The organism is Shewanella sp. 125m-1 (assembly GCF_052977065.1).
Genome location: NZ_JBRILT010000005.1, coordinates 114,841 through 136,478, shown reverse-complemented (window position 1 = coordinate 136,478; position 21,638 = coordinate 114,841). Strand labels below are relative to the sequence as shown.

The window sequence follows — 21,638 nt, the reverse complement described above, 5'->3', positions numbered from 1 at the left end:
TTATGTTAGCTCAGTTAAGAACTGGCTGATCTGTTGATTAACAAATTCGGCCTGCTCTAAAGTTGATATATGGCCGCACTCAGCAATATGGACATATTTACTGCCATCAATTGCATCATGCATTAAGTATCCTTCGAGTACTGTACGCGCTTTATCTTCTACACCGGTCATGATTAAGCAGGGAAGAGTTAATAAATGCACATCATCCATGGTATCGCGACGGCCGAAAATCATTCTGCCTATTTGGTATAAGCAGTCAATATTGTTGCTATCAAAATGATTTAGCTTTTGTTTAAATAATTCAACGAGCTCTGCATTAGGCTCAGTTGCAAAAAAGAGTGGGGTGATAGCGTCAATGATTGTTGGTGAAATGACTTGTTCTGCTTTAATAATATCAAGCATCGCGTAGTATTTGTCGCGGGTTATCTCTGGTTCATAACCAATAAAGCTGCCTAACATAATGAGATGTTGCACTCGTGCAGGCACTTTAAGGGCGAGCTCTGCTCCCCACATCGCACCAACCGATAAGCCCATTACGGAGAAAGAGTCTACGTTTAATTTATCCATGAGTTCAAGCATTTGAGCCGCAATATCACGCAAGTTTCTGGTCTGTTCTGGAAGCTTACCTGAAAAACCATGGCCCCAAAGATCTGGCACAATACAACGGTAGTTTTGACTTAAGTGGGCTATCTGTGGCGCCCACATATCAGCGTCCCATAGATAGCTATGACCCATTAATAGCACGGGACCTTGGCCGATATCTAGATAGCTTAGCGTGCTGCCATCAATGCTGATTTGTTGTCTGTTTGCTGCAAAGTTGCTGGTAAAGTCGGTTATATTCACAGTGTTATCTCTAATATATGTGAAGAAATCTGGTTTTGGTTAACGGCTATTTCTGCGTAGGAATGGGGGCGACGCGTAACACATACTCATTAACCAGTGGCACTATGCGCTCAAGTATTGTGTCTTTGTGTAAAATATCACAACTGGCCAAGATTGCTTTTACTGCATCGATATCGTAAGTATTAATATAATCTTTCGACATTGGAAAGTAGCTTAAGTGCCACGGTTCTGGGCTTACGCCACTTAACCCCTGCTGATAAGGTAGGTAGAAGCCGAATTTATCTGCGTGGGAGTGTAACCATTGGCTCAAGTGGAAACAAGGTCCACCTTGCTGATATTCTGTAGGAACTAGCTGTAACTTTGGCTTTTCTATGCCGTTGGCATCAAAGATATCGATGTCTGTGCCCCAGTGGTGCCTTGACATTCCCGGTATCGCCGACCATAAAAGGATAGTATCGATTAATTCATTTGAAGAAAGATGCTCAATTGATACCGGCATAGAGGATTTGTCTAATACTGCCCGTCGACCACTGGCTTTGGCGTTCCAAATCCCTAGCTGTCTATCGAAATTTCGATGTCCAGAGCAGATCTGAATATCAATACCTGCAGTTAACGCAGCTTGCTGCATTGTTAAAAATGCAGCCGCTGTGTTTACTTCTAAAAGGTGACCTAAGCATTCAACCAGGTGTTGGTCTTCAAGGCCATATAAAGAAGGCTGTGTTACTTGCACAGCAAGTTTTCCAAAATGGCTTCATAACAATCAGTCAGTAACTCAAGATCTGAGATTTTCACGCACTCGTTGACTTTGTGAATAGTGGCATTAACTGGGCCAAGCTCAATAACCTGTGCACCCGTTGGCGCAATAAAGCGACCATCTGACGTGCCACCCGAAGTTTGTGGATCGGTATCAGTACCTGTGACTTTTTTGATTGCCGCTTTGGTTGCCTCTAATAACGGTCCATCGCCAGTTAAAAAGGGTAAGCCATTGAAGACCCAATCGATATCGTATTCTAAACCATGAGCGTCTAAAATATTGAGTACTCGTGCGATTAAGATCTCGGCGGTGACTTCAGTGGAGTAACGAAAGTTAAACATCACCTCTAACGCACCTGGGATCACGTTTGATGCGCCAGTGCCACCATTGATATTTGCGATTTGAAAGCTAGTCGGCGGGAAAAATTCATTACCATTATCCCATTTCATTCTTGCAAGCTCATCCAGTGCTGGAGCGGCTTTATGAATAGGGTTATCAGCAAGATGAGGGTAAGCAACGTGTCCCTGGATCCCTTTAACTGTTAAATTGCCTGTTAGGCTGCCTCGGCGACCATTTTTAACGATATCACCCAGTTTATGGGTAGATGAAGGTTCTCCCACCAGCGACCAGGTGATTTTTTCATTGCGCGCTTCGAGGGTATCGATGACGCGAGTTGTACCATTAATAAAAGGACCTTCCTCATCACTGGTAATGAGAAAGGCAATAGAACCTTGATGATCTGGAAATCGTTTAACGAATCGTTCGGCTGCTACCATCATTGCAGCGAGTGAGCCTTTCATATCTGCGGCGCCTCGGCCGTGAAGATAATCATCGATAACAACAGGCTCAAACGGCGGCGTGTGCCATTGTTTTAAATCGCCTACTGGCACAACATCAGTATGGCCGGCAAAACAGAAAACAGGAGATTGAGTGCCTCTACGAGCCCACATATTGGTGGTGTCTTCAAAGACCATAGATTCAATATTAAAGCCTGCATCGGCTAATCTATCAGCCATGAGTTGCTGACACCCTTCATCTAAAGGGGTGACCGATTGACGAGAAATTAAGTCTTTGGCCAGTGACAGTACTGGCGAGTCTGTAGTTTGGCTCATAGGTTGAACCACGTGCGATAGTCTGCTTCTTTAAAACCAACCTGGACTTGTCCATTCACCACTAAAACAGGGCGCTTGATCAAGGTTGGGTAGAGTGCCATCAAGGCTACAGCTTTCTTCTCATTGATGTCATTCTTTTCTGTATCCGTTAGATTTCTATAACTGGTACTTCTTTTATTGAATAAGGCTTCCCAGCCGATAGCACTGACCCATTGTTCTATTTGCTCAGTACTGAGCCCATCTTCACGAAAATCATGAAAAGCAACTTCAAGTTGGTTAGCTTCAAGCCATTTACGGGCTTTACGTACAGTATCGCAATTCTTAATTCCGAAAAGTGTCAAAAGGGTACTCCAGTTTGTTTTTATAAGTTGTCTGCATTGTGTCATTGCTTTTGGCTCTGCTCAAGGGGGAATTGTTGTCATGTTTCCCTTGTTGAGCGTAATTCAATGCCCAATGGCCAGCTTGAATTGCAATGATGAAAAAGCCTAATAAATATTAGGCTTTGGTTAATATGTAATACGGGTTAAGGCGTTAAAGTTTGACTGAAAAAATGATGTCTTTTCCTGCTTCTAGATGGCCTTGTTTTTTATCTATGGATTGAATGTCTTCCATATTGGCGATAAGCACAGGTGTAAGAAGGCTATCTGCGTGTTCTTTTAAATAGTCGAGATCAAATTCTAGTATTGGCTCGCCCATCTTAACTTCTTGGCCTTCTTCGGCTAATCGTTTAAAACCATTGCCTCTGAGTTCGACGGTACCAATACCAAAATGTACAAATATTTCGAGCCCTTGTGTAGATTCGATGCTAAACGCATGGTTTGTTTCGAATATTTTTCCTATGGTGCCGTCAATTGGAGCTAAAATAAGGTGGCCTTTTGGCTCGATTGCCAATCCGTCACCGACAATCTTCTCAGAGAATACGGCATCGGGTACCTTTTCAACGTCAACGATTTTTCCACTCACTGGAGCATACACATTGACTATGCCCGCTATGTCACTCTGTCCAGAAATAAGGCGCCTAATACGGCTCAAAAATCCCATTTAATTTGCCCCTTGGAATCATTATTATTATCGAGTAAGGCTACTGTTACTATCATAGCTATTAAGACCGACCATTAATGTAAAGTTTTAATTCGTCTATTCTTTTTATTTTTAGCGCATGTTCGGCTATCGTCAAGCATGTTTGATAACTTATATCACGTAATGCCGACTTAACCTCTAATAATGAACCTAAATTAACGCTGAGCTCGTCTATTCCCATTCCAACGAGTAAAGGCGCTACATTTGGATCGCTTGCTAATTCACCGCACAGCGACACGGTGATTTGGTGTTCTTTGGCGATATCTATGGTGGTTTGGATAAGATTAAGCACCGCAGGGGACAGAGAAGGGTATTCTTTGGTCAGTAATGGATTGGTTCGGTCGGCGGCCATGGTGTATTGAGCGAGGTCATTTGTACCAATACTGATAAAGTCAAGATATGGCAACATAGACTCAAGGTTAAGTACGGCAGCAGGCGTCTCAACAACGATGCCATAGGTTAGCTCTCCAAAGCCTTTCTCTGCTTCAATTAGCCTTACTTTACACTCTTCAACGTAACCTAGTAATTGCTCTAACTCTTCAATCTGATTGATCATTGGAAACATTAGGCGAACAGAGCCGTGATTGGCAGCGCGTAAAATCGCACTCACTTGTGTCTTGAACAGTTCTGGATGCGCCAAGCTGTAACGGATCCCCCTTAAGCCTAACGCTGGATTATCTTCAATGATTGTTCCAAGGCAGGGGATCTCTTTATCGGCACCGACATCTAGGGTGCGTAAGGTAAATGTTTTACCTTCCATTAAATGCAGCGCATCACAATAGAAGTGATATTGAGTTTTTTCATCGGGCAAAGCACTGGTATTCATTAACATGAATTCAGTTCTAAATAAGCCAATTCCTTCGGCGCCCACATCGGCTAAATGACTGACCTCGTTTAGATTACCTACATTAGCTAATAAGGAAATGCGGTGACCGTCCAAGGTTTCTGTGGGCAAATCTTTAAGAGTGAGTAATTGTTGTTTACGCTGAAAGTCTAGTTGCTTTAGGGCTTGTAAATGAGCCCGCTGTTTTTTGTTGGGGTCAACAACCAACTCACCTTTATTCGCATTTAACACTACCTGAGTGCCATTGTTAATCTGAGCGGCTTCATATTGGCAACTTAACAGGGCAGGGAGCCCAGCACTACGAGTTAAAATTGCAGTATGACTTGTCAGGCCGCCGGTATTGAGCACGACACCGGTAATATGCTCAAGAGGTAGCATGGCAAATTCAGCAGGGGTCAAATCGTGAGAAAATATTATCGTATCTTGAGTGAGTTGACTTAGATCTAGATGTTGAGCTCCGTTTAAACGAGCAATGAGTCGACTACCGAGGCATGTTACGTCTTGAGCTCGATTGGCAAGATAGGGATCATCTAATAGTGCTAATTCGCTGGCTTGCTGGTCGAATACTCTCTCTATGGCGAATGCTGCGCCAATTTGTAAACTTGAAATGGTATGTTCAATGTGTTCTAACAGATCCTCATCGTCTAATATAAGCAGATCAGCTTCAATTAAATCAAAGTGGCTGGTTTCAGGTTGAAGCTTCTCTAGACCTTGAGTTAAATGTTGTTTTTGAAGGTCAAATGCGTGCTTTAGTCTGTGTATTTCGATGGGAACTTGAGATTTTGGAATTAACCGGTAATCAACCTTTTCATGATGTAAATTAAGGTGTAACGCTTGACCAAAAGCGATACCCGATGAAACTGCGATCCCTGTAATCGACATAGCTAAACCCTTAACTTAATGTAATGAGTAGTTCTGACACTTCTTCTACAGCTTGTTGTGCTTGCTCTCCCTCTGCGAAGACTCTGACCGATACGCCATAATAAAGCCCTAAGGTTTGCAGTTTGAATAAGCTTTTAGCACTCGCGTGCTTACCATCACATTCTACAGTGATATTGCAGTCAAAAGATTTGGCCTTTTTCACTACAAGAGCTGCAGGGCGGGTATGGATCCCATGTTTAGCTGTAATAATCACGCTCTTTTCATACATGAATGAAACACTCTAAAGTTGGTGCAATTGTATTTTTGCTATTTGGGCTAACTCAAAAAGACAATAACTAATAACTAATAACTAATAATCAATGATTTGGTAATTTTTCTTTTTAAGTGCTTTAGTTGCCGCCGATAAAGTGTCTTTTTTGACTAAGATATAATCGGTATCAAAAGTCGATATGGCAAAAATACTTATTTTTTCGTCAGCCAGAGTGCTAGAGACATTGGCTAAAATGCCCGTCATTGAAAAGCCTAAAGGACCGATGACTTCAAGGCAGCGCCAGTCATCTTCTTGCTCGATGCTATCGAGTATTAACGTCGCAGGGACGACAACAGAGATCTCATCTTTGGTTTTACCAATGAAGTACATATCTTGTTGAAAAATATCAGGCGAGATCCCACTGTCTGTTGAAAAACTATGGATAGTGTAGAGTTCCGGATGGATAGCTAAAGTCATGCGAGCCATAATTTCAATTCACTTTTAAAGATATCTCTTCAGTGAATTTAGCTTATCATAATTTCAAAAGAGCGTAAGGGGCAATTACAGCCCCTCACGCTCTTGTAACTTTAGCTTATTTTGAATTGGCCTAACGTACGGGCGCAATCTTTACTAATAGTTTGCAGTGACATTGCAGCATTGTGGTTACTTTCATTCGCTTTGACTGACACCTCCGTTAATTCGGTTATCGAACAGATGTTGCGATTAATCTCTTCAGTAACGATAGATTGCTCTTCTGTTGCACTGGCAAGCTGGGTGTTCATGTCACTAATATGCGCAATCAAGCCTAAAATGTCAGTCAGCGAATCGCTCACCTCTTTAGCTTGAGTCTGCACTTGTTGAGACTGACTTTGATTTTGCTCATTACTGGCAACAACACTGTTTACACCAGACTGGATCTCTTTAATGATGTTTTGGATCTCATTAGTCGAATCTTGAGTACGGTTAGCTAAGGCACGAACTTCATCTGCGACGACCGCAAATCCCCGTCCATGACTACCAGCTCGGGCAGCTTCAATTGCTGCATTAAGCGCAAGTAGGTTAGTTTGATCGGCAATGCCTCGAATCACATCTAAGATGTTGCCAATCTGAGATGACGAGCTACCAAGCGCGTGAGTGATCTGCTGAGCATTTTTAAGTTCGTCAGCAAGATGCATAGAGTTATCAAGCGTAGCATCCATCATAGACATACTCTGCTGGGCTTGATGTTTTACACTATTAGCCGCTTCTGCTGCCTGGTTAGTATTACTGGCCATCTCTTGAGTCGTCGATAGCATCTGATTGATTGCCGTGGCGACACTGGAGGTTTCTCTATGAAGGTGCTCGACACTATCATTTGATTCTTCTGCGGCGTTAAGTAACCGTTGGGCATCTAGGTCTAGATCTTCCCCAATAGGCTGAAGCTGTGCGACCATATCTCTAATTTTGATGACAAATAAATTAAACGCTTCGGCAAGTTCAGCGACTTCATCTTTACCTTTGGTAGGCAATTTTTTAGTTAAATCGCCTTCTCCTTGAGCAATATCTTTCATGGCGCTAATTGCTTCTTTTAACGGGGAGGTGATAGAGATGTTGAGCACCAAGAAAAACAGGAAAATAGGAATGGAGATCATTAACATAATGACGAGGTAGTCGAACGCCATTGAATACATGACGCTATGAATATCACTCATGTAACTGCCGGTAATAATCGTCCAGCCCCAGGGTGCATATTGTCTGGCCTCTATGAGTTTAGCGTCTAGTTGACCGGTTGTGGGGTTAGGGAAATCGATTTGAGCCTTAGCGAAAGACTGACTGGTTGATAAATTTAACAATGCTTCAAGTTCACTCGCAGCTTGTGAGTGAAACAGTGAGTTTATATTTTTAGAAATAGCGCTTGGATCTGCACCATTAGCGATAATGGTATGGTCGCTATCTAAAATCATAAAGTAGCCATCATTGCCAAAATGTATTTGGTTAATGAGTTCCGTTGTCGTTACTTGTGCTGCCGCTAAACTGACTTTTTGAGCATCGACTTGTTTTTTACCTGCTTCAATTAAACTGATTGCAGTGTTTATTTGACCGTCGTTTTGCAACCATTTTTGCGCCACAAGGTTATTGTACTGTTCGTTTATTGAAAAACTGGCAAAGCAAACAGTGCCGATTGCAGCCAGCATTAGCATTAAAATTAAACGTTGTAGAATCGTAAATTGTCTGAGTAGAGCGATCATATAGTTCTTGTTCTGCCTACGAATACGTGGGTTCAATTTACCCTTTATGCCGAGGTAGGGGAACAGTAACAGTATGTTTATTTTAAAAATGTTAACTCAATCCTTTCATCACTTTATACGTATTTATTGCTGATGTTTTCGGGTTTTACTTTGTTTTGTTAATGTTGTGGGGCAATATAACGTCGATTATTTTTTCATAGGGTCTTTTTATGCAATCCACAGTCTCCGTTAGCACCGACGATATTTTATTAAAGCTATGCCACTCCGTTTCTCATGTGTTATCAAGCACCACTCATAGTCAAATTACCCACGCAGGTATGGTTCAATCTATTACTAGAACTTGTTTAAAGCCCGATTTAGGGTGCTTTTCAATTTTTGATGGCGGCTTCTCTGGACTGGTTGTGATTAATTTTTCTGCGCCTGCGGCATTAGAGATCTACCGCGAATATATGTTGAACATGGGCATGCCAGAAGCTGAGTTAGCCCTCTCCCATACCTCTGATGAAGTCGGTAACGTCATGGGCGAGTTGATGAATCAGATTTTGGGTGACTTCATTAATAAAATCAGTAAAGAATTACAAACGAGTATTAGCCAAAGCCAGCCAAAGATGCTGACAATTAATAAAGAGCTGACAATCTCTATCGATACAAATTTAGACGAAGCAGTAGCGAGAAGAGTGTCTTTTAAGACGCAACGTAATCATGTCTTTTATCTTGAGTTTGCTATGGATAAAACGGAGTTTATCAAGTTAAGTGAATTTGAAACTGATGAAGAGTTTGATTTAGATGAATTGCTGGCTGAGCATGGTCAATTACTGGGCACAGAAGTCAGAGCCCATAAATCAGCAAAGGTCACGTTAGCCAAAACGGATGCCGATGATTTACTCGACGAGTTAGGCATTTAAACTTGGCAATTTGAATTCCAACCATTTGAAAGTTGAGTATTTAAACGTTAACTGTTTAAGTCTATAGAGTTTAGTCGTTATAAGTGCTGATTAGGCTCATCGAAGTGATTTGTATCGTTGTGTCTGAAGATGAGAAACACAGTATTAGCTGTAGTCGCTCAAATTAGATCTGACAGTTACCTGTTTTATTACGGTACCTGTCAGCTCTGGTTTGAGCTCTGATGAATCAGCTATTTAACAGTGGGAGGGGTTAGCGCTGACGCGTTAAATATTGACTAACACTGGCTTTGCTTTGTTTGCCAATGGCTTGTAATAAGGAAAAGTCAGGTCGCTTGATCTGGTATTTTGAGTGTAAATCTTCAAGCATGGCTAACCACAGGTCGGCGGTCATCTCACTATCAGCTAAAGCACGGTGAAATACACCATCATGTTGGATGTTTTTATAATGGATTAAACTGCCAAGTTTATGATTGGGTGCGTCTTGATACAACCGACGAGCAATTAACATTGAGCAGGCAAATTGACCAGGATAATGACAGCCAACCCGTTGTAGTTCCGCATCCAAAAAGCGTTGATCGAATGAGGCATTGTGGGCGACGAGATTGTAGCTACCGATGAAGTCTGCAAATTGCGTCATCACAGTTTCGCAAGCATCCGCGTCACTCAACATCTCATTACTGATCCCGGTGTAATTTTCGATAAAGCCACTGACTCTAAAACCAGGGTTCATGAGTTGTTGGAACCTATCAATGACTTTACCATCTTTTAGCATGACGGCACCGATTTCAATTGCTCGGTCACCTTGAGTAGGAGATAGACCTGTTGTTTCAAAGTCGAGCACGATAACGGTGTCGGCAGGCTGAATTGGGCGTGAGAGAGTTGTATTGGCCAAGTTGAATCATCATCAAAAATGTTTGCTCGCTATTGTATTGATCCTCAATAGACAGTCAATCAAGTTATTACTCAGTTTTAAGCTTTGGGCTGATTAGCCCAATAGCTGTACAAATTAAGCATGTTTTCATGATCTACCCGAGATTTTTTGTTGGGCTTTTTTGGTAGAATTCACACAAATTTTAGTGAGTATGCAACATGCAATTAGATATAAACGGCTTAACCCCAGAGCAGTTTCTTAAAGAATACTGGCAAAAGAAACCATTAGTGATCCGCCAAGGATTTAAAAACTTTCAAGATCTGTTGTCTCCAGATGAGATGGCGGGCCTTGCGTGCGATGAAATGGTGGAATCTCGCAGAGTGTATCAACAAGATGGCAACTGGCAGGCTGAGTTTGGGCCTTTTGAGTCTTATGAACACTTAGGTGAAACAGATTGGACTTTAATTGTTCAGGCGCTTAATAACTGGGTTCCAGCAGCTGAAGATTTACTAAAATGTTTCGACTTTATTCCACGTTGGCGTTTAGATGACGTTATGGTCAGTTATGCTGTTCCGGGTGGTGGAGTCGGTCCGCATATCGACCTATATGATGTATTTATCTGTCAAGGCTCGGGTCGTCGTAGATGGCGAGTAGGAGACATAGGGCCACATAAAGAGTTTGCGGCGCATCCGGCTTTGCTACACACCGAAGCGTTTGAACCTATCATTGATGTTGAATTGCTACCTGGCGATATTCTTTATTTGCCACCGGGATTTCCTCACGATGGTGTCACTTTAGAGCCTTCAATGAGTTTCTCAGTTGGTTACCGTACGGCTTCTGCAAAGGATATGGTGAGTGCACTTGCCGATCACCTCATTGATAAAGAGATGGGCGCACAGCAAATTCGCGATCCTGAGCGCAGCTTAAGCCAGCATTCAGGCTTGATAGATGAGCAAGACTTAGGCCGAATTAAGCAGCAGCTTATAGAAACCTTGGATGATACCTTGATCAGTGAGTTTAGTGGCCGTTATTTGACTCAATCTAAGTGCGAATTGGATTTACCTGAAGGCCCACTTGGTTTTGATGTTGAAGATATTAAGGCTATTATTGAAGAGCAACCCCTTAACCGCTTAGGTGGCCTGCGTTGTCTGTATTTTTCAGCAACCTTAGCGGCAGGTGTCATGTATCTCAATGGCGAGCAAATCCAGTTTAGTGTAGGCAAACCTGGACTAATTGAAACTCTTTGTAATAAGCCAATGTTAACGTTAGATGACATCTCAAACTGGCTGGAAGACAAAGAAGTTATGGAACTGCTGACTCAGTGGGTTAATGCCGGTTTTTGGTACTTTGATGACGTTGAATAACGGCTATTGAGTATTGCTTCTTGAATTATTGCTTCTTGAATACAGCGGACGGAGCGAATATTCAGGCAGCAGAATGAATGACAATCTATAAAGCTCAGTAGCATTGGGTTACTGAGCTTTATTTTTAGGATAGACATTCAGCCTTTAAAATCGGTATTGCCACAGAGCACCAAAGGTATCAAAATCGTTTCCTACCTCAGTGATAACACCTGTATTGGCGTACAATTTAACACTGTGCTGCAAAGTAATAGGAAAAGAGTAAGTCACTCCAAAACGGGAATTACGTTGTTCATCTAACGATTCGATTTTATCTCTACTCGTCTCGCCACCAAAAAATAGGTTGCCATTGACCGAGAGCCAATGACCAGAATTGAAATTGTAGATAAGATGCCCTTGAAGTGTATATTGGGGCGCTTGTTCTAAAGTCACATTGCTAATATATTGATTATTATCACCGTATAGTCGAACGGAGGCGATCAAATCATAATACCAGTTACCAAGCTTATGAGACATTCCCACCCCAGGCCTCAATACCCAGCGATTACTGCCCGCATTTAATAACCTCGCAGGATCATAGCTTCCAATAGGCAAGCTAATTTGAACACTTGTGCCAATAACGATCCCTTGTTTCCAACTCGCAAAATCCTTAGCCTGTAATGCAGGAGCGCCATAAAAATTCCAAGTAAGCCGCATCGTAGGATCGCCATATCCACAACGATCGGCTGTTAATTGTTCATTATTATATGTTGCGCTGCCCTTATAACAGACTCGTGTCGTAGACATATCGAATTTTGCAGAGCTACCAGCCAAAGCAAAGCTATGGGCATAGCCAACTACCGCTGCATTAATGGTTAAGTTGGCGTCAGTTATTGGTGCCGATGGCGCAGGAGATAGCTCGCCTTGAGAATGCACCATGCCAGCGGCGATAAAGTTCATACCAATAGGAATATTGGTATAGCTGCGAGGCTCTAAATCTTGCGCTGCACAATAGGGGGTAAAGAGAGTGATTGTTAATATGAACCCTGTAAAGCGCCCACGCACGAAAGTGCAGCGCTGTGCGCTAGGCCTTAGATTATCAGTGTTATTGTGTTGATCCTTTACCAATCTTATTCCTTTAAATCGACTAGGCGAGGTGGATATATGACTCCAGGCGACTTCCTGTTTGCTCAGTTGATGACTATTGCTGCTTTTAGACTAAGTTAGCGAGTTTACAGGGATTATCAAGCGGCAATATAGAATAAAAATGAATTTAATCTCAGTTTTTGTTGTATGAGTTTGTTAATCTAAGTGTAGTCGGTGCTTTTTACTCAAGGTAACAAAACGTGTTATCAATTAATAAGTTAAATGTACGAATAATGGCAGCATTAGAAAGTGCCTATGCTAGTGCTATAGTTGCTGCAAATCGTGCCCATGAAACAGCAACGGGCAGTGAAAGTGTTGCAGAGAATAAATATGATACATTTGGCTTAGAGGCTTCATACCTTGCTCACGGGCAATCAATGCGTGCGGCGCAGTGCAAAGCGGATTTAGAAGCATTTAAGCACCTTTTCGCCAGTATTACTGGTTTTGATATGCCAGATGATATTGTCAGCAGTGGGCTAGCTAATGAAGTGCGCTCTAAACTGGATTGCAATAAACAACGGCAAGTTAGTCTAGGGCGAGTTGTTGTGTTAATTGATGACGATGACAAACGTCAATATTTGTTTGTAGGGCCAAGTGCTGGTGGCTTAAAGATAGAATTCGATGGCCTATTGGTGATGATAGTGACGCCAGCATCCCCCTTAGGCGCTGCTATGATGAATAAACCGCAGGGCGAAGAGTTTAGTTTGACTCTTGGTGAAACTAAACGTTATTTTGAAATCGTCAGTGTAATGTGACTATTGGTGTGGTCTGACTGAGCTTTTTCCTTGAATATATGATTAAATTCAATATTTAAGTTGGTTTAATATTTAGGTGACTTGAATGTTTTGGTTACTTTAGCATTGGCGTAACTTGAGTACAGGCGTAAGCGTGTAATCAACATTTCTATTAAAATGCTCTAGTCACCATATACAAAATAACTTTTAGAAACAGGAACAACCATGACAAGACCGAGTTCAAATATGGCCTTATCACTGCTTTTGATAGTATGCGCGGGGCTTACGGGCTGCAATACTGCAAATCACGGCTCGTTTGTGACAAAAACCTATCAGGACAAAAAATTAACTGACACCTTGGTCAATCTTGGACCCGTATTAGGGCAAAGTTGCCAAACTCAATTTTTATACCTATTGCCTTTGGGTGACAGCGTTTCATCTCCCGATGCGATTGCAGCTGCAAAGAGTGCTATTAAAGGCACTGCTATTTTAACGGATGTCACGATAGACGATACGTTATCAATTGGTTTCGGTTATTCCGAGCAGTGTATTAATGTTCAGGGGATAGCATACGGAACTATCGTTGGTTCTTAAAAATGACGCTGACATTAAATGAAGCTGACATTGAAATAGGCTTATAAACTCGATAAAAGTATTGTTGCCAACAGCTGACAAATATAATTAACAGCTGTTGGCAAGGTTAACTTACTCAAGGGTAGATAGTGTCAAAGTTATATCAATCCTCTTCGAGGCAAAGTGACTTTCCAGCCTCATAACAGCTCGGTTGCCTTGGGCAAACTGCGCCTCTTGCACAAATTAGGCGTGCATCGTTTTCGATACCTCGCTCAATCCAGTTAATGTTCAAAATTTTTGCAACACTCATTAGATCTTTCTTAATATTAACAGGCATCTCTACCGACCCACCATTTGCTGCGCAAGACTGTTTTAAATCCGCCGCAATCGAAGCAGCATCGCCACCCTGAGCATCAATTGCAGGGTTGAGATCGATTCCTGCACACAACACGTGATTATTGCCCGCCATATCTTCTACTTTTATAGATTCACAGCAGTAAATTCTTGGCTCATCAGCGACGTCGAGAATTGAAATTTGCGCAGATGTGCCTACTTTTGGCTCATTGATCATTCTAAACACTGCCCAATGTTGGCAGGGATCTTCAACTAACCTCATATTGCCCCAAGGCAGCGGGATCCCATTGCCTCGATAAACCGCTTTTAACTTACCCGGTGCATAAGCATCGAAATAGTGCCAGTGGGGGTAGGGTGATACAACGGTCATTCTTCGCATGGCGACTGAAGCCGAAACACCCATAAGTTTATTTACGTTGATCTCATAACCATGGCGATCAAGCAACTGCCTAAAGGGGACTTTGGGGCAAAGCAATGCACCGGCAAAGAAACTCGACTCGAAATCACGCCATGCATGTAATATATCTTGTGCATTAAGCGTGGATGAAGCTGGTGTAGGCTGCTCACCATGTGATGCTGTATGGCGTCTACCTGCAGTTAAGACACACTTTAAGCCATCTTTATTGTGTAATACGCAATGGCCTATATGCACGGCAAGGTCATACTTAAGCCGTGTTGGAAATGACTTAAGCATTTTATTTAAATGGATTGTAGAAGGCGGCTCGAAAAAAGAGGTGACGACGTGAGCCGTACTGACGCCCATTTCATCGACAACCTCTTGGGGTGTTCTATCCACCCATTTAAGCTTTAATCCTAGTGATTTAGCGATATCTTTTAAATCATCTAAGGCCAGTGGTAGGCGCTTGTGGCCAACGTCTTCCGCTGCTCGTTCTAAATCTGGAAAGTGATTTTGATGGTGCTCTTGATGAGCTCGGATCAAAAGGTGGGCAAATTCTCTGCCAGTGGTGCCGGTTTGCGATAACATTTCAGGGATCGCAATTTGTAAAATATCATTAGAAAAAAGGAAACTTGGCTCTAATGCCATGCCACTAATTCCACCTCTACGTCCCTTATCTGGTGTAATCGCATCATCTTCAGGGACATCATCGAGAAACCAATCGACCTCTTTTTGAAACACTGCAGCGATGACGGCAAGCATGCCTGAACTTGGGACTCTTTTTCCTCGCTCAATCATAGATAAATATGACACAGACGGTGCAGAATCTGGGTCGACACGAACACAACGAGCGGAAAGATCTTCCATGGTGAGATGGTTTCGCTTCCTCAAGTTTCTTATCTTTGTACCCAAAAAATGTGACTTTCTGATCAAGCTTTGATTGTTTTTCATCTTGTAAAATTCACAGTGTAAAATTTTTATTGTGAAATTGTAATGAAAATTGCACTAGACTACAAATCAAGCAATCGAAAAACGTATTATTTTTGATTACGACTGAAACGGATAACGACCCACGATTAACACGTAAGAGGATAGGGCCATGGATATATCAACAATTAATAGTACTCAAGTAAATCAGAATAACAATTTTATTGGTGCCGATCTTGTTGATGTGAATGTCGTCGAACTGGCGTCTAGCGATACAACGGCCCCCTGTGCAAAAGCATTTTTAGATGCAAAATTCCCTTTAGCGAAAGGCTCCCATAAAAATGCATGTAGTTATGTAATCTACTATCAGCAACTGCTCGTTTTTATGGCGGATGGAAGCCAAACGGGTTTACGCCAACCAAAGCAGTTTGTTGCGTTAAATGGTCACAAAAGTGAGCCAACGGCTATCTTGTTACAAGATAATGGCACTCATGTTGAGCTGAGTTTTGATAGAAAAAATGAGACAGCCAGCCAAGATTTAGCCAACATTAAAGATATCCAGCTTGAAGGTCACGATTATTGGATAAGCTTAATTAATATTGAAAATACTGCAACAACATCTGTTACACGAAAGCTTGTACGCGAATTCACGGCAAAAGATGGCAGCGATTATCAAGTAAAAAGCTAACTTGTGCAGATAGTTTCAAAGAGATAAGTTTATTTAGCCGCTGCCTTGTGTAGCGGCTTCTATCTGTTATAGGTGTAGTAGATTGTTTAAAAATGTGTGAGTTATCCCTCTGCTTATTTTAAATTCATGCTTTTCGAAGGGCTTAGCTTGCGTATTGGCTACTTTGCTCCTATGATCGCAGCGTTTTCTTTTCAGGGTAACTTTTTTAATGTTGAAATCTCCGCTTTCTCCTAGCTCAAATGAACTTGTGATCAGTATTCTCGATCTGGTTTTATCTGACGGTAAACCGTTAGACCGCGCCTATTCTCAGCATTTTTCGGGTCTAAAACTAGAGCCAACTGAACAAGGTCGTATTACCTTTGTCGTTGGAGATATTCTGAGAAGACTGAACCTATACTGCTATCTTTCTGATGTAAAACCAGAAGAGATGGCACGCTTGGGCACTCGCTTATTAAACGTATGGCACCTATTTAATGAATTACCTTTGCCGAAAATGCAGTATGCATTACAGGTAGATGCGAGTGAGCTGGCTTCACGTATTGAGTCTGCCAAGCAGCAACCAGTGTTATGGGATGGTTGCCCTGACTGGCTAAATGAGATGGGCCAGAAGCAGATGGGAGAGGCCTGGGCAGCAGAAAGAGCCGCGCTAAATAAACCTGCAAAGCGTTTTATACGTACTAATACTTTAAAATGTACGCGCGAAGAGCTCGCCAATTCATTGCGTAAAGAAGGTGTACAAACGGTTAATGTTGAGGGGGTTGATACCGCTTTAGAGGTGACGTCTGATTCTGCACTGTTTAGAACCGAAACGTTTAAAAAAGGTTGGTTTGAGCAGCAAGATGCGGGTTCACAGCTAGTTGCGTTAGCACTTGATGCAAAACCTGGTATGCGAGTTGTTGATGCTTGCGCAGGCGCTGGTGGTAAGACATTATCTATATCTGCACAGATGCAAGGTAAGGGACGATTACTGGCTATGGACGTAGAACAGTGGAAACTCGATAACCTAAAGCAACGTGCACGCAGGGCTGGTGCTCATAACGTTGAAACTCGAATTATTGCCAGTAGTAAAACCATTAAACGCTTAAAGCTGACCGCAGATAGAGTGTTATTAGATGTGCCATGTTCTGGTCTGGGGGTTTTGAAGCGTAATCCCGATGCAAAGTGGCGTGATACCCCAGAGCGTTTACCGGTACTTGTAGAACTTCAAAAGCATATTCTACAAAGTTATAGCCGTATGGTAAAAGTGGGTGGCATGTTAGTTTATGCGACCTGTTCTATTATGCCTGAGGAAAATCGCGATCAAGTGGATGCCTTTCTTGCCGAAAATAAGCATTTTAGATTCATCGAAGATGAGACTATTAGTCCGGCTAAAACCGGTTTTGACGGTTTCTATTTAGCAAAGCTTGAGCGTATTGCAGAGGCTTAATGATCAGCCGGGTACAGTAATACAAAAAAGAGCACTTACGTGCTCTTTTTTGTGGAGTGATGTTTTAGCAACGCCAACGTTCATTTATCGAATGGATAACGCTTGTATGCAAAATGCTTAAGTTAGCCGTCTTAATACATTAACAATCTAGCTGGTTACTTGTTTTGTCATCCATATGGTTTTAGACAGCTTATTCACCATTTAGCGTAATAAGGATTCGTCTACTTCCCCCATTATCTCGATGTTCACCTAAATATACACCTTGCCAAGTACCCAAATTAAATCGACCATTTGTTACTGGAATCGTCACCGAAACCCCTAAAAGGCTAGCTTTAAGGTGGGCTGGCATATCGTCATCCCCTTCATAAGTATGAGTGTAATAAGGCGCATTTTCTGGAGCTAATCGATTGATATATGATTCGAAATCCAATCTTACACTAGGATCTGCGTTTTCATTAAGAGTGAGAGATGCTGAGGTATGTTGAAGTAAAATATGTATAACTCCAATTTTGATGTGTGATAGCTCGGAAATTGATCGCTCTAACTCCTGAGTGATCAAATGAAAACCGCGAGGTCGAGCTTGTAGGTTGATTTGTTTTTGTAGCCACATAACGATAGTTCTTTGTAGACAGTTATGCCGTTAATTCCCTTCGGTATAAGAGTAAGAAAAAAGCCCTAGACATCAGTCAGGGCTTTTTTCTTTATGGTTAAGTGTCCATTAATTTACTCAACGAGTTAATTTTAATTAGTTTTGCTCTAACTCTAATTGCATAAGCATCATATCCTCGCCGTCGAGCACTGTGGTATCTGCACTTTGGCAATGACTACAAATAACGTTACGCAGCTTGTGCTCTGTTTTACTACCACATGTGGAACAGCTGATGACTAAAGGCTGTATATTTATCACAAGAGAAGCATCATGGCATACACCTTCTAGCTTAAAGGTGTCAAATGCTGTTTTAAGTAGGGCAGGTTCAACCCCGCTTAAGATCCCGAGCTTTATCACAACTTGAGTCACTTTAGAGGCCTGATTAGCACTAGCATACTGCTCACACTGTTCAATTAACGCAGTAACGATTGAATACTCATGCACTAGCAGATCCTCGGAAGTAGTTCACCCTGAGGTAAGTCAAGATAACGCCTGCTGCCCCAAGGTGTATTGAGCACTACTTTTCCTAATCTTTGTTCTGTTACTTGCCCAATCACCGCCGCTTGTTCACAGTGACAAAAGCGTTTCATTATCTCCAACGTGGCATCAGCACTCTCTTTTGGTACTGCGAGAATAAAGGTGCCTTCATTAGCGAGATCAAATGGCTCAAAGCCGTAAAGTTCACAAAGACCTTTGACCTCGTCGCTTACTGGAATCGCTTCTTCAACTACATTGATGCCAACATTCGATGCGCTAGCCCATTCATTTAGTACAGCAGAAAGGCCGCCTCTGGTTGCGTCTCGCATCGCATGTATTTCGATATTTGCGGCAATGAGTTGCTCAACTATCGGCCAAAGCGTTGCACAATCACTGGTTAATGCAGACTCAAGTGACAAACCTTCTCTTGCCATTAGAATTGCTGCGCCGTGACGACCAATGTCGCGAGACACAATGATTGCATCATCTGCTTTTAGGTTCTTTACTGATATACCGTTATGTAAAATACGGCCAACGCCTGTGGTATTAATAAAAACTCCGTCAGCACAGCCTTTTGGCACGACTTTGGTGTCACCGCAGACAATCCGTGCTCCTGAGTTTTTAAGTTCTGTGGCCATACTGCTGACAATTGTTTTCAAGTGGCTAATTTCAAAGCCTTCTTCAATAATAAAGCTACAACTTAAGTATTGTGGCTCCGCGCCCATCATCGCCAAATCATTAACGGTACCTGCGATTGATAATTTACCAATATCGCCACCAGCAAAGAATAGTGGCGATACAGTAAAGGAGTCGGTGGTAAAGGCTATTTTTCCATTAACATTCAGTACGGCAGCATCTTCCTCGCTGCGTAATATTGGGTTGTCGAAGGCTTTAAAGAATAGGTCGATAATTAAACGGCTCATCTCTTTGCCACCACCACCGTGGCTGAGCTGTACTCGCTTCTTGCTATTTAATTCGCTCATTAAATGACTCCATTATATCGATAATACGCATTACAAGCACCTTCAGAGCTGACCATACAACTACCTAGTGGCGTCTCGGGGCTACACCCTCGGCCAAAGACTTTACAGTCTTTGGGTTTACACAGTCCTCTCAAAATATCACCACACTGGCAAGCTTTATGATCGTCTATTTCTTGAGTCGGTAATTGTTTAGCGTAAATTCGCTCGGCATCTCTATGAGCAAATTCTTCTTTTAACATGAGCGCAGAGTCAGCAATCGGCCCAAGTCCTCGCCACCGAAAGTGTGGCCTAAGCGTTAAGTAGTGATTAACCATAGCTTGCGCGGTTAGATTGCCGTCTTCAGAAACAGAGCGGCTATATTGGTTTTCAAGTTGTGTACTAGAGGCTACTTTCTGGCGAACAATCATTAAGATAGATTGCATGACATCAACTGGTTCAAAGCCAGATATGACCAAAGGAGTGTGGTAATTATCCACCGTAGGACGATAAACCTTTGCACCGCTGATAACGCTAACATGAGCTGGGCCAATGAATGCGTTAACTTTAACGTTGGGATCCGCCATTACGGCATCAATGGCTGGTGGCACAAGTACGTGATTAATATGAAAGAGCAGGTTATTAATATGTCGTTTTTCTGCTTGGTCAATCAGTACCGCAGTCATTGGTGTAGAGGTTTCAAAACCAATGGCGAAAAATATCACTGTTTTATCTGGATTCGTCGTCGCGATGGTTAAGGTATCTAAAGGGTCATAAATAGGTCTAATATCACAACCTTTGGCTCTGAACTCCGCCAGACTTCCCTGTGAACCAGGAACGCGGATCATATCTCCTAGTGTCACGAGAATGGTGTTAGGTAGGCTAGCCAGCGCCGCCGCATGGTCAATCCGCTCTTTAGGCATAATGCACACTGGGCAGCCTGGACCATGGATAAATTCAATATTATCAGGCAGTAATTGATTTAGGCCATATTTCATGATGGTGTGGGTATGGCCACCACATACTTCCATGATATTGATCTTGCCTTCAACCTGAATGGCTAATGAGGCGATTTCTGTGGCAAGGGAACGGATGACATCAGGGTCTCTGAAACCTTGGTAAAGATCGTTTAAGGCAATCATTAAGACTCCTTAGCTTCTTGTTCTAGCTTTTCAACAATCTCTTGATATAACGCTAAACTTTCCATGGCATCAGCTTTGTCAATCTTGTTCATAACAAAACCGATGTGAATAAGTACATAATCTCCAATGTTAAGCGGCTCTGCAATAAGATGGCTGCTGACTTTTCGTTTAACACCCATCGTATCGACAGTGACCGCATGCTCATCTTGATGGATCGATACAATCATAGAAGGGATAGAAAGACACATTAGGCTGCCACTCCTGTATGTCTTGCAAGCCAAGCTGTCACTTGATTGAGTGATTGCGGGTCTTTAACTGACACTTCCATTAACTCGACATTTGGATTGAGCTTTTTAAGCTGAGAGCGTGCTTCATCAATACTAAAATCAAAGTAAGGCAGTAGATCTGATTTAGTGATGAGCACAAGATCGGCCCGGCGAAACATTACCGGATATTTTTCTATTTTGTCATCACCTTCCGGTACTGATAGTAGAACGATGTTTTTGTGGGTGCCGACATCATAGCTCGCTGGACAGACGAGGTTACCGACGTTCTCAACAAAGCAGATATCCAGAGGGTCTAAATTTATATGGTGAAGGGCACTATGGACCATAAATGCGTCTAGGTGGCAGGCTGCGCCAGTTTGGATCTGATAAGCCTCAATACCTTTAGCTTTGAGTCTATCGGCATCTCTAGATGTTTCTAAATCACCCTCAATGACCGCATATTTAAGGTAAGTATGTTCATGTAAATGTTCAAGAAGCGTGGTTTTTCCACTTCCAGGGCTACTCATTATGTTAAAAGCTGCCACTCCTTTGGCATCGAAGTGATCGCGATTATGCTGAGCTTCAATATCATTCTTATCCAAGATTTTGTGGATAACAGACAGTGTTGTTTTGTCATTAAGTTGCGGATTACTTGCGATATTATCGTCAACTTTAGAGTGCGAATGATCCGATGTTAAAAGGTGATCGTGACGGGTGATAGAACAGCCACAGTCTTGGCACATAGGTAACTCCGTTTATTGGTATGTTGTCTCATTGTCGGTTACGCATGG

At 42.3% G+C, this 21,638-nt stretch carries 24 protein-coding genes; 6 read left to right on the top strand and 18 right to left on the bottom strand.

Annotated features, from left to right (window positions below):
* The 9 genes from ACVBIK_RS04425 to ACVBIK_RS04385 all read right to left on the bottom strand — a co-directional run bounded on the left by ACVBIK_RS04425 (window position 1) and on the right by ACVBIK_RS04385 (window position 7,993).
* Window positions 1-843 carry an alpha/beta fold hydrolase gene (locus ACVBIK_RS04425; RefSeq protein WP_447159155.1) on the bottom strand — a complete coding sequence of 281 codons (843 nt, stop codon included), beginning with the start codon at window positions 841-843 and terminating at the stop codon, window positions 1-3.
* 46 nt (window positions 844-889) lie between these two features.
* Window positions 890-1,573 (bottom strand): M15 family metallopeptidase, encoded by a 684-nt coding sequence (locus ACVBIK_RS04420; RefSeq protein ID WP_447169185.1) that lies wholly within the window; start codon window positions 1,571-1,573, stop codon window positions 890-892.
* Window positions 1,564-2,709, bottom strand: coding sequence for a succinyl-diaminopimelate desuccinylase (dapE, locus tag ACVBIK_RS04415; RefSeq protein WP_447159157.1), 1,146 nt, complete (start codon window positions 2,707-2,709; stop codon window positions 1,564-1,566). Before dapE ends, ACVBIK_RS04420 begins: the two co-directional genes overlap by 10 nt.
* Window positions 2,706-3,095 (bottom strand): ArsC family reductase, encoded by a 390-nt coding sequence (locus ACVBIK_RS04410; protein ID WP_447159158.1) that lies wholly within the window; start codon window positions 3,093-3,095, stop codon window positions 2,706-2,708. Before ACVBIK_RS04410 ends, dapE begins: the two co-directional genes overlap by 4 nt.
* 145 nt (window positions 3,096-3,240) lie before the next feature.
* Window positions 3,241-3,750, bottom strand: a complete 510-nt coding sequence (gene crr, locus ACVBIK_RS04405) for a PTS glucose transporter subunit IIA (RefSeq protein ID WP_447159159.1) — start codon at window positions 3,748-3,750, stop codon at window positions 3,241-3,243.
* Between the two features lie 61 nt (window positions 3,751-3,811).
* The gene (gene ptsP, locus ACVBIK_RS04400) at window positions 3,812-5,515 is read right to left on the bottom strand and encodes a phosphoenolpyruvate--protein phosphotransferase (protein WP_447159160.1); all 1,704 of its coding nucleotides are present in this window, start codon (window positions 5,513-5,515) and stop codon (window positions 3,812-3,814) included.
* A 10-nt stretch (window positions 5,516-5,525) separates the two neighbouring features.
* On the bottom strand, window positions 5,526-5,783 hold the full coding sequence (locus ACVBIK_RS04395) for an HPr family phosphocarrier protein (RefSeq protein ID WP_442529487.1): 258 nt from the start codon (window positions 5,781-5,783) through the stop codon (window positions 5,526-5,528).
* Window positions 5,784-5,864: 81 nt separating this feature from the next.
* A complete protein-coding gene (locus ACVBIK_RS04390; RefSeq protein WP_447159161.1) occupies window positions 5,865-6,251 on the bottom strand; it encodes an ACT domain-containing protein in 387 nt (128 codons plus the stop codon).
* Window positions 6,252-6,352: 101 nt separating this feature from the next.
* Window positions 6,353-7,993, bottom strand: coding sequence for a methyl-accepting chemotaxis protein (locus ACVBIK_RS04385; protein ID WP_447169189.1), 1,641 nt, complete (start codon window positions 7,991-7,993; stop codon window positions 6,353-6,355).
* A gap of 209 nt (window positions 7,994-8,202) precedes the next feature.
* Here ACVBIK_RS04385 and ACVBIK_RS04380 point away from each other — a divergent pair, with 209 nt between their 5' ends.
* Window positions 8,203-8,898: a DUF3334 family protein gene (locus ACVBIK_RS04380; RefSeq protein ID WP_447169184.1), complete on the top strand. Its 696-nt coding sequence runs from the start codon at window positions 8,203-8,205 to the stop codon at window positions 8,896-8,898.
* Between the two features lie 250 nt (window positions 8,899-9,148).
* On the opposite strand, the gene ACVBIK_RS04375 is transcribed toward ACVBIK_RS04380, so the two are convergent.
* The gene (locus tag ACVBIK_RS04375; RefSeq protein ID WP_447169183.1) at window positions 9,149-9,790 is read right to left on the bottom strand and encodes a 3'-5' exonuclease; all 642 of its coding nucleotides are present in this window, start codon (window positions 9,788-9,790) and stop codon (window positions 9,149-9,151) included.
* A gap of 197 nt (window positions 9,791-9,987) precedes the next feature.
* Here ACVBIK_RS04375 and ACVBIK_RS04370 point away from each other — a divergent pair, with 197 nt between their 5' ends.
* Window positions 9,988-11,133: a ribosomal protein uL16 3-hydroxylase gene (locus ACVBIK_RS04370; protein WP_447159164.1), complete on the top strand. Its 1,146-nt coding sequence runs from the start codon at window positions 9,988-9,990 to the stop codon at window positions 11,131-11,133.
* Window positions 11,134-11,277: 144 nt separating this feature from the next.
* Here ACVBIK_RS04370 and ACVBIK_RS04365 read toward each other — a convergent pair whose 3' ends face one another.
* Complete coding sequence (locus ACVBIK_RS04365; protein WP_447169182.1) at window positions 11,278-12,237, bottom strand: transporter; 960 nt, start codon at window positions 12,235-12,237, stop codon at window positions 11,278-11,280.
* Window positions 12,238-12,488: 251 nt separating this feature from the next.
* On the opposite strand from ACVBIK_RS04365, the gene ACVBIK_RS04360 reads away from it, so the two are divergent.
* Both ACVBIK_RS04360 and ACVBIK_RS04355 read left to right on the top strand, forming a co-directional pair.
* Window positions 12,489-13,010: a GreA/GreB family elongation factor gene (locus ACVBIK_RS04360; RefSeq protein WP_447162813.1), complete on the top strand. Its 522-nt coding sequence runs from the start codon at window positions 12,489-12,491 to the stop codon at window positions 13,008-13,010.
* A 204-nt stretch (window positions 13,011-13,214) separates the two neighbouring features.
* Window positions 13,215-13,583 (top strand): hypothetical protein, encoded by a 369-nt coding sequence (locus tag ACVBIK_RS04355; protein ID WP_447159167.1) that lies wholly within the window; start codon window positions 13,215-13,217, stop codon window positions 13,581-13,583.
* A gap of 142 nt (window positions 13,584-13,725) precedes the next feature.
* Here the strand turns inward: ACVBIK_RS04355 and ACVBIK_RS04350 are convergent, their stop codons facing one another.
* Window positions 13,726-15,264 (bottom strand): DUF3612 domain-containing protein, encoded by a 1,539-nt coding sequence (locus ACVBIK_RS04350; protein ID WP_447169181.1) that lies wholly within the window; start codon window positions 15,262-15,264, stop codon window positions 13,726-13,728.
* A gap of 148 nt (window positions 15,265-15,412) precedes the next feature.
* On the opposite strand from ACVBIK_RS04350, the gene ACVBIK_RS04345 reads away from it, so the two are divergent.
* Together ACVBIK_RS04345 and ACVBIK_RS04340 are read left to right on the top strand one after the other, a co-directional pair.
* A complete protein-coding gene (locus tag ACVBIK_RS04345; RefSeq protein WP_447159169.1) occupies window positions 15,413-15,928 on the top strand; it encodes a malate synthase in 516 nt (171 codons plus the stop codon).
* A gap of 208 nt (window positions 15,929-16,136) precedes the next feature.
* Window positions 16,137-17,354 carry an RsmB/NOP family class I SAM-dependent RNA methyltransferase gene (locus tag ACVBIK_RS04340; RefSeq protein ID WP_447159170.1) on the top strand — a complete coding sequence of 406 codons (1,218 nt, stop codon included), beginning with the start codon at window positions 16,137-16,139 and terminating at the stop codon, window positions 17,352-17,354.
* 190 nt (window positions 17,355-17,544) lie between these two features.
* Here ACVBIK_RS04340 and ACVBIK_RS04335 read toward each other — a convergent pair whose 3' ends face one another.
* From ACVBIK_RS04335 to hypB, 6 genes are all read right to left on the bottom strand, one after another.
* A complete protein-coding gene (locus tag ACVBIK_RS04335) occupies window positions 17,545-17,964 on the bottom strand; it encodes a secondary thiamine-phosphate synthase enzyme YjbQ (RefSeq protein ID WP_447162811.1) in 420 nt (139 codons plus the stop codon).
* Between the two features lie 135 nt (window positions 17,965-18,099).
* Window positions 18,100-18,447: a hydrogenase maturation nickel metallochaperone HypA/HybF gene (locus ACVBIK_RS04330; protein WP_447169180.1), complete on the bottom strand. Its 348-nt coding sequence runs from the start codon at window positions 18,445-18,447 to the stop codon at window positions 18,100-18,102.
* Window positions 18,447-19,463 carry a hydrogenase expression/formation protein HypE gene (hypE, locus tag ACVBIK_RS04325; RefSeq protein WP_447159173.1) on the bottom strand — a complete coding sequence of 339 codons (1,017 nt, stop codon included), beginning with the start codon at window positions 19,461-19,463 and terminating at the stop codon, window positions 18,447-18,449. Before hypE ends, ACVBIK_RS04330 begins: the two co-directional genes overlap by 1 nt.
* A complete protein-coding gene (hypD, locus tag ACVBIK_RS04320) occupies window positions 19,463-20,581 on the bottom strand; it encodes a hydrogenase formation protein HypD (protein WP_447169179.1) in 1,119 nt (372 codons plus the stop codon). Before hypD ends, hypE begins: the two co-directional genes overlap by 1 nt.
* A complete protein-coding gene (locus ACVBIK_RS04315) occupies window positions 20,581-20,829 on the bottom strand; it encodes a HypC/HybG/HupF family hydrogenase formation chaperone (protein WP_447159175.1) in 249 nt (82 codons plus the stop codon). Before ACVBIK_RS04315 ends, hypD begins: the two co-directional genes overlap by 1 nt.
* Entirely contained in the window at window positions 20,829-21,590 is a 762-nt protein-coding gene (gene hypB / locus ACVBIK_RS04310; protein WP_447169178.1) for a hydrogenase nickel incorporation protein HypB, read from the bottom strand. The genes ACVBIK_RS04315 and hypB overlap by 1 nt, the downstream gene beginning before the upstream one ends.
* Between the last annotated feature and the right edge of the window lie 48 nt (window positions 21,591-21,638).

Bases quoted from the DNA above. Each gene is read 5' to 3' on its own strand.
- ACVBIK_RS04315 (WP_447159175.1), bottom strand. From the start codon at position 20,829: ATGTGTCTTTCTATCCCTTCTATGATTGTATCGATCCATCAAGATGAG.
- ACVBIK_RS04390 (WP_447159161.1), bottom strand. From the start codon at position 6,251: ATGGCTCGCATGACTTTAGCTATCCATCCGGAACTCTACACTATCCAT.
- hypB (WP_447169178.1), bottom strand. From the start codon at position 21,590: ATGTGCCAAGACTGTGGCTGTTCTATCACCCGTCACGATCACCTTTTA.
- hypD (WP_447169179.1), bottom strand. From the start codon at position 20,581: ATGATTGCCTTAAACGATCTTTACCAAGGTTTCAGAGACCCTGATGTC.
- hypE (WP_447159173.1), bottom strand. From the start codon at position 19,463: ATGAGCGAATTAAATAGCAAGAAGCGAGTACAGCTCAGCCACGGTGGT.
- ACVBIK_RS04345 (WP_447159169.1), top strand. From the start codon at position 15,413: ATGGATATATCAACAATTAATAGTACTCAAGTAAATCAGAATAACAAT.
- ACVBIK_RS04360 (WP_447162813.1), top strand. From the start codon at position 12,489: ATGGCAGCATTAGAAAGTGCCTATGCTAGTGCTATAGTTGCTGCAAAT.
- ACVBIK_RS04385 (WP_447169189.1), bottom strand. From the start codon at position 7,993: ATGATCGCTCTACTCAGACAATTTACGATTCTACAACGTTTAATTTTA.
- ACVBIK_RS04335 (WP_447162811.1), bottom strand. From the start codon at position 17,964: ATGTGGCTACAAAAACAAATCAACCTACAAGCTCGACCTCGCGGTTTT.
- ACVBIK_RS04370 (WP_447159164.1), top strand. From the start codon at position 9,988: ATGCAATTAGATATAAACGGCTTAACCCCAGAGCAGTTTCTTAAAGAA.
- crr (WP_447159159.1), bottom strand. From the start codon at position 3,750: ATGGGATTTTTGAGCCGTATTAGGCGCCTTATTTCTGGACAGAGTGAC.
- dapE (WP_447159157.1), bottom strand. From the start codon at position 2,709: ATGAGCCAAACTACAGACTCGCCAGTACTGTCACTGGCCAAAGACTTA.
- ptsP (WP_447159160.1), bottom strand. From the start codon at position 5,515: ATGTCGATTACAGGGATCGCAGTTTCATCGGGTATCGCTTTTGGTCAA.
- ACVBIK_RS04395 (WP_442529487.1), bottom strand. From the start codon at position 5,783: ATGTATGAAAAGAGCGTGATTATTACAGCTAAACATGGGATCCATACC.
- ACVBIK_RS04380 (WP_447169184.1), top strand. From the start codon at position 8,203: ATGCAATCCACAGTCTCCGTTAGCACCGACGATATTTTATTAAAGCTA.
- ACVBIK_RS04340 (WP_447159170.1), top strand. From the start codon at position 16,137: ATGTTGAAATCTCCGCTTTCTCCTAGCTCAAATGAACTTGTGATCAGT.
- ACVBIK_RS04350 (WP_447169181.1), bottom strand. From the start codon at position 15,264: ATGAAAAACAATCAAAGCTTGATCAGAAAGTCACATTTTTTGGGTACA.
- ACVBIK_RS04355 (WP_447159167.1), top strand. From the start codon at position 13,215: ATGACAAGACCGAGTTCAAATATGGCCTTATCACTGCTTTTGATAGTA.
- ACVBIK_RS04410 (WP_447159158.1), bottom strand. From the start codon at position 3,095: ATGACACAATGCAGACAACTTATAAAAACAAACTGGAGTACCCTTTTG.